Source organism: Hoeflea sp., assembly GCF_984452065.1.
This window is the reverse complement of record NZ_CFHWAF010000216.1, coordinates 1-4,779: the sequence shown is the minus strand read 5'-3', so window position 1 is coordinate 4,779 and position 4,779 is coordinate 1. Positions and strand designations below refer to the sequence as shown.

Below are 4,779 nucleotides of genomic sequence, written 5' to 3'. Positions count from 1 at the left end.
ACTGAAGAATTCTCGTCTGAAGACGAGGGGTTTGCTCCAAGACGTGGATACTAAACGCACGCATGACGCCGCAGGTGGAGGCATCGGTAGTCTTCCTGTCACCGGACAGGTTGCAGGATAAAGCGGCGGGCCGGGAGTACTTTGCTGCCCGACTGGCCATTACAGACGATTTGCCGACGGAAATCGCTTCCCGCCAGATTTATCCCGGCATGCCGGCTGAAGTGCTCATTGCCACGGAAGAACGCACCTTCCTGCAATATCTCGCCAAGCCGATCACAGACTCGTTCCATCGCGCTTTCCGCGAGAGATGATCGATCGTGCTTATGTTCTTGCTTGCTCAATTGTCCGGGTCCGCCTTGGGGCCGGCGGTTCCTAAGCCCTGCTACTCTAAGGGTATTTTGAGATTGTTCATGAACGAAGCCTCGTCTGTGCAGACTCATGGCGCAAGGGGTAGATTTATTTCAAACTTAAACTATGCTATTCGCAAGCGTATAGAAACCTGGAAATATCCAATGCTTCTGGAAGATGCGAAAACGGGTAGGGCGGAGAGCTTGTTTCCTGAACTGGCAAAAGCCCCGGAAGCCGTGGAAGGTTTTGCCAGGTCGCGACATATCGAGGCGACCCCCGACTACACGACCTTCGATCAACCCAATGACAGGTTCAGCCGTACCGTCTTTTGCAAGCAGGACGACCAGCCGCGACTTAATGACCAGATTAAGCGCCCTTTCTGGTGTAACGGCCAGACCGAAACATTGACTGCCGCAAAAGACAGCCCGGCCGATGCTGAACTGAAGGCGCGACAGGACCGTGTCAAATCCATCCGGGACAAAGAACGTGGCGGCAGCTAAGAGGCTTTCACGCACCGACCGCGACGGCGCACGCATCTGGATTACCGGCGCCCTCGATATGATCGCACGGGATGGCGTGCAGGCGCTGCGGGTCGAACCTCTCGCCCGTCAGATCAATGTCTCAAAGGGCAGCTTCTACTGGTTCTTCCGTGATCTCGACGCGTTGAAGACCGAAGCCCTTGTCTATTGGCTCGACGTGCTCAACGCGCCGGTTTTTGAAGCTATTCGCGGTTTGGACGCGCCGCTCGGCGATCGTCTGGCCCGGCTTATCGGGTTGGTCATGTCGGAACGGCTTGGCCGGTATGACGCTGCGATCCGCTCGTGAGCCCTGGTCGATCAGGTCGCACGCAAATTCGTTGAGGAAGTTGACGCCGCGCGCATGGCGTTCATGGAAGAAATCTTTGTACGTGACGCCAAGGACGGCTCTCGGGCGCGGCTTCGCGCGCATCTCTTCTACCGCGCCTTAATCGCCGAAAGCTATGTGCGCAGCTACCCCACGGGCTCAAACCGAGCAGATTTCATGAAGGATATGACGACTCATCTGGCCACATGAAGCCAACCTATAAAACAGCACCAACCTATAAAACAGCAAATGGGAGGATGACATTGAAACACCTTGTACAACTCGCAACCATCGCCACACTTACCCTGACAGCGCCGGCCATGGCCGAACCAATGAAACTGACCGCCGGTGTGTTTCTGCCGCCCCGGGCCGCCTTTGCCCAGCCCTTCACCCGCTGGGTCGAGCACGTCAACGACGTGTGTGCCGATCATGTGGCGATTGAGATCACCGGGCCGGAATCCATCGGATCGTTTGAACAACCGAACGCCTTGAAGATCGGGGTCCTGGATATGATGGCAGGACCTGGCACCTACTACAAAGGTGACATGATTGAGGTCGACACCCTGGTTCTGGCCGACAAGCCCATGACCGAACAGCGCGAAAACGGCGCCTGGGACTATCTCAACCGTCTGCACAACGAGAAGATGAATGCGCAATATCTGACCGCCTATGGCGATGGCATCAGCTTCTTTATCTGGAGTGGCGAGAAATCGGAAGACGGACGGTTTGACGGAAAACGTCTGCGCTCGTCCCCGATCTATGAAACCTTCTTCCAAAGCCTCGGCGCCACGACGGTTCAGTTGCCCCCGCCGGAGGTCTACACGGCGCTTGAACGCGGCGTGGTGGACGGGCTCGGCTGGCCCTCTTGGGGGATTGCGGATTTTGGCTGGGAAAAGCTTATGAAGTACCAACACGGTCCGAAATTCATGAATGTCTCGATCTCGATCCTGACCAATCTGGATCGCTGGAACTCCATGACCGACGAGGCGCGAAGCTGCCTGACCGAGCAGGCAATGTGGCTTGAGACGCAATGGCCAAGCTGGCTTGAAGAGCGCAATGCTCAGGAAGACGAAACGATCAAGGCGGCCGATATCGAATATGTTGATCTCGGAGAGGAATTCTCGCAAGCCGCCTACGACACCTACTGGAGCTTCCTGACAGAGCGCAGCCCGGAGCATGTGCCCGCCTTGCGCAAGCTGGTTTCCACAGATTGACCCCATGGTCGACAGCCTCATTGATCGGATCGCCCAGGTCCTCGCCATCCTGGCGGGGATCCTGCTGTGTGCAATGGCAGCGCTGCTGTGCGTTGATGTGGCGGTGCGCTATCTGCAAGTCATCAACATTGCCTGGATCGGCGATGTCGCAGCTGTCTCGCTGTATCTCGTGACCTTTCTTGCGGCCCCATGGGTGTTGCGCGAGGGCGGGCATATCGCCATTGACAGTGTGGTGCAGGGCCTGTCGGCACGCCTTCGCCGCGCCGTGCAACGTCTCGTCAATCTTGCCGGGGCGTTGATTAGCGCCGTGATCTGCTTTTACGCCATTCGAGTTCTGATCGCCTCCTATGCAGCGGGCACGCAGGTCTTCAAGATGTTGATCTATCCACAATGGTGGCTCTTCACGGTACCGCCGGTGACCTTCGGACTAATGACCCTGATCTTTCTCATGAACACACGCGCGAAGGTTTAAGGATGGAGTGGTATTGGGCCTTCGGCCTCCTTGTCGGCATCCTGCTTGCTCTGATTGCGTCGGGCCTGCCTGTGGCCTTTGCATTCTTTGGCACTAACATCATCGGGGCAATCCTGTTTATGCGCGGCGATCCGGGGCTGATGCAGTTGGTGCGCTCCATGGTCGACGGTGTGCAGAATTTCTCCCTTTTGCCGATCCCGCTCTTCATCCTGATGGGTGAGGTGATGTTTCACACCGGTGTCGCGGGGCGGGCCATCACAGCCATGGATCGTCTGATTGCACGAGTGCCAGGCCGTCTGTCCATTCTGGCAATTCTGGGAGGCACGGTGTTTTCGTCACTCTCGGGCAGCACAATAGCCAACACAGCGATGCTCGGCTCGACGCTTCTGCCGGAGATGCTGAAACGCGGCTACAAGCCTGCGATTGCCATCGGACCCATTGTCGCCGTGGGCGGCATTGCGATGTTGATCCCGCCTTCCGCTTTGGCGGTTCTGTTCGGATCGGTGGCCCGGATTCCGATTGCCGAACTTCTGATTGCCTCGATCATTCCGGCTCTGATCCTCGCGGCTTTCTATTTCTGCTATGTCGTTGTGCGCTGCTTGATCAATCCGTCGCTGGCACCTGCCTATAACGTGCCTGAAATGACCCTAAAGGAACGCTGGCTGCCGTTCTTCCGCGACGTGGTGCCCCTGCTTGGTATTTTCGCGGTGGTCGTCGGCTCTATCATCGCCGGGATTGCAACCCCGACGGAAAGCGCGGCCCTTGGTGTGCTTGCCACTTTGATCGCCGCAGCAGCCTATCGCTCGCTCTCGCGCCAGAGCCTGGTTACCGCCTTGCGCGAAACCCTGATCTTCTCGACCCTGACGATCTTCGTGGTCGCAGGCTCTTTGGCCTTTTCGCAGATCCTGTCCTTCTCGGGCGCGTCACGCGGGCTTACAGCGCTGATCCTGTCGGCAGATGTTGCGCCCTATGTGGTTCTGCTGGGAATGATCGGCCTTACGCTGCTGCTCGGCTGTTTCATCGATCAGGTCAGCATGATCCTGTTGACGGTGCCGCTGTATCTTCCTTTGGTCTCAAGTCTGGGATTTGATCCGGTCTGGTTCGGTGTGCTGATGTTGCTGGTGTTGGAGATAAGCTTGGCAACACCACCCTTCGGGCTGCTGCTGTTCGTGATGCTGGGCGCTGCGCCCAAGGGCACTACGCTGGGACAAATCGTTATGTCCGTACTGCCCTTTCTGGCGATGTCGCTCTGCGTGGTCATTCTGCTGATGGTCTTTCCGGGCCTTGCACTCTGGCTACCCAGTCTGATTCAGCGCTAGGTGTTTGATCCCAGAGTTTGATGGTGCGATCTTTTCGCCGCAACGGAAGGAGACGCCGGGCGTCTCGCCGGAAGCCCAAAAAACTTACAGGATCGTCGGCAACTTATACGATCTCAAGCGAGTGCATCACGTTTTTCACTTCCATGTAGTGGTGCAAATCTTCCGTGCCACCCTCACGACCGTAGCCGCTGTGTTTTACGCCGCCAAACGGCGTTTCAGGCAGCGAGGCTTCAAGTGTGTTGATGGAAAGATTGCCCACTTCCATTCGGTCCACCATTGCATCCACATAATCGGCTCGGTTCGTGAACCCGTATCCAGCCAGTCCAAATGGTGTCGAATTGGCTTTTGCCAATGCATCGTCCAAGTCCCGGACCGGATTGATGACTGTAACCGGGCGAAGGGTTCCACCTGCATGATGTCGGCGGTCTCGGGGACATTGCGCAGCACCGTAGGCTCGAAGAAGTAGCCTTGATTGCCGCGCTGCTTGCCGCCCAGAAGCACTTCCGCGCCTTTTTCCCTAGCCCGGATTTCTCACAGTGTGAGGGTTTGCGCTTGCAATGCAGCCTGGATCGCACATGCCATG

At 57.1% G+C, this 4,779-nt stretch carries 7 protein-coding genes and 1 pseudogene; 7 read left to right on the top strand and 1 reads right to left on the bottom strand.

Annotated features, from left to right (window positions below; translation table 11 throughout):
- The first annotated feature begins 62 nt into the window (after window positions 1–62).
- The 7 genes from AC5E6N_RS23375 to AC5E6N_RS23345 all read left to right on the top strand — a co-directional run bounded on the left by AC5E6N_RS23375 (window position 63) and on the right by AC5E6N_RS23345 (window position 4,196).
- The gene (locus AC5E6N_RS23375) at window positions 63–311 is read left to right on the top strand and encodes a beta-barrel domain-containing protein (protein WP_491750055.1); all 249 of its coding nucleotides are present in this window, start codon (window positions 63–65) and stop codon (window positions 309–311) included.
- A 99-nt stretch (window positions 312–410) separates the two neighbouring features.
- Complete coding sequence (locus tag AC5E6N_RS23370) at window positions 411–848, top strand: hypothetical protein (RefSeq protein WP_491750054.1); 438 nt, start codon at window positions 411–413, stop codon at window positions 846–848.
- Window positions 835–1,173, top strand: a complete 339-nt coding sequence (locus tag AC5E6N_RS23365; RefSeq protein ID WP_491750053.1) for a TetR/AcrR family transcriptional regulator — start codon at window positions 835–837, stop codon at window positions 1,171–1,173. Before AC5E6N_RS23370 ends, AC5E6N_RS23365 begins: the two co-directional genes overlap by 14 nt.
- Before the next feature lie 54 nt (window positions 1,174–1,227).
- On the top strand, window positions 1,228–1,401 hold the full coding sequence (locus AC5E6N_RS23360; protein WP_491750052.1) for a hypothetical protein: 174 nt from the start codon (window positions 1,228–1,230) through the stop codon (window positions 1,399–1,401).
- 53 nt (window positions 1,402–1,454) lie between these two features.
- Window positions 1,455–2,405 carry a TRAP transporter substrate-binding protein DctP gene (gene dctP, locus AC5E6N_RS23355; protein WP_491750051.1) on the top strand — a complete coding sequence of 317 codons (951 nt, stop codon included), beginning with the start codon at window positions 1,455–1,457 and terminating at the stop codon, window positions 2,403–2,405.
- 4 nt (window positions 2,406–2,409) lie between these two features.
- Window positions 2,410–2,877 (top strand): TRAP transporter small permease, encoded by a 468-nt coding sequence (locus AC5E6N_RS23350; RefSeq protein ID WP_491750050.1) that lies wholly within the window; start codon window positions 2,410–2,412, stop codon window positions 2,875–2,877.
- Window positions 2,796–4,196, top strand: a complete 1,401-nt coding sequence (locus tag AC5E6N_RS23345) for a TRAP transporter large permease (protein WP_491750049.1) — start codon at window positions 2,796–2,798, stop codon at window positions 4,194–4,196. Before AC5E6N_RS23350 ends, AC5E6N_RS23345 begins: the two co-directional genes overlap by 82 nt.
- A gap of 103 nt (window positions 4,197–4,299) precedes the next feature.
- Here the strand turns inward: AC5E6N_RS23345 and AC5E6N_RS23340 are convergent.
- Window positions 4,300–4,697 (bottom strand): annotated as a pseudogene (locus AC5E6N_RS23340) (aldehyde dehydrogenase family protein).
- Between the last annotated feature and the right edge of the window lie 82 nt (window positions 4,698–4,779).

Excerpts from the sequence above, each read along its gene's own strand:
- AC5E6N_RS23375 (WP_491750055.1), top strand. The coding sequence starts at position 63 with ATGACGCCGCAGGTGGAGGCATCGGTAGTCTTCCTGTCACCGGACAGG.
- AC5E6N_RS23370 (WP_491750054.1), top strand. The coding sequence starts at position 411 with ATGAACGAAGCCTCGTCTGTGCAGACTCATGGCGCAAGGGGTAGATTT.
- AC5E6N_RS23360 (WP_491750052.1), top strand. The coding sequence starts at position 1,228 with ATGGCGTTCATGGAAGAAATCTTTGTACGTGACGCCAAGGACGGCTCT.
- AC5E6N_RS23350 (WP_491750050.1), top strand. The coding sequence starts at position 2,410 with ATGGTCGACAGCCTCATTGATCGGATCGCCCAGGTCCTCGCCATCCTG.
- AC5E6N_RS23345 (WP_491750049.1), top strand. The coding sequence starts at position 2,796 with ATGGTGGCTCTTCACGGTACCGCCGGTGACCTTCGGACTAATGACCCT.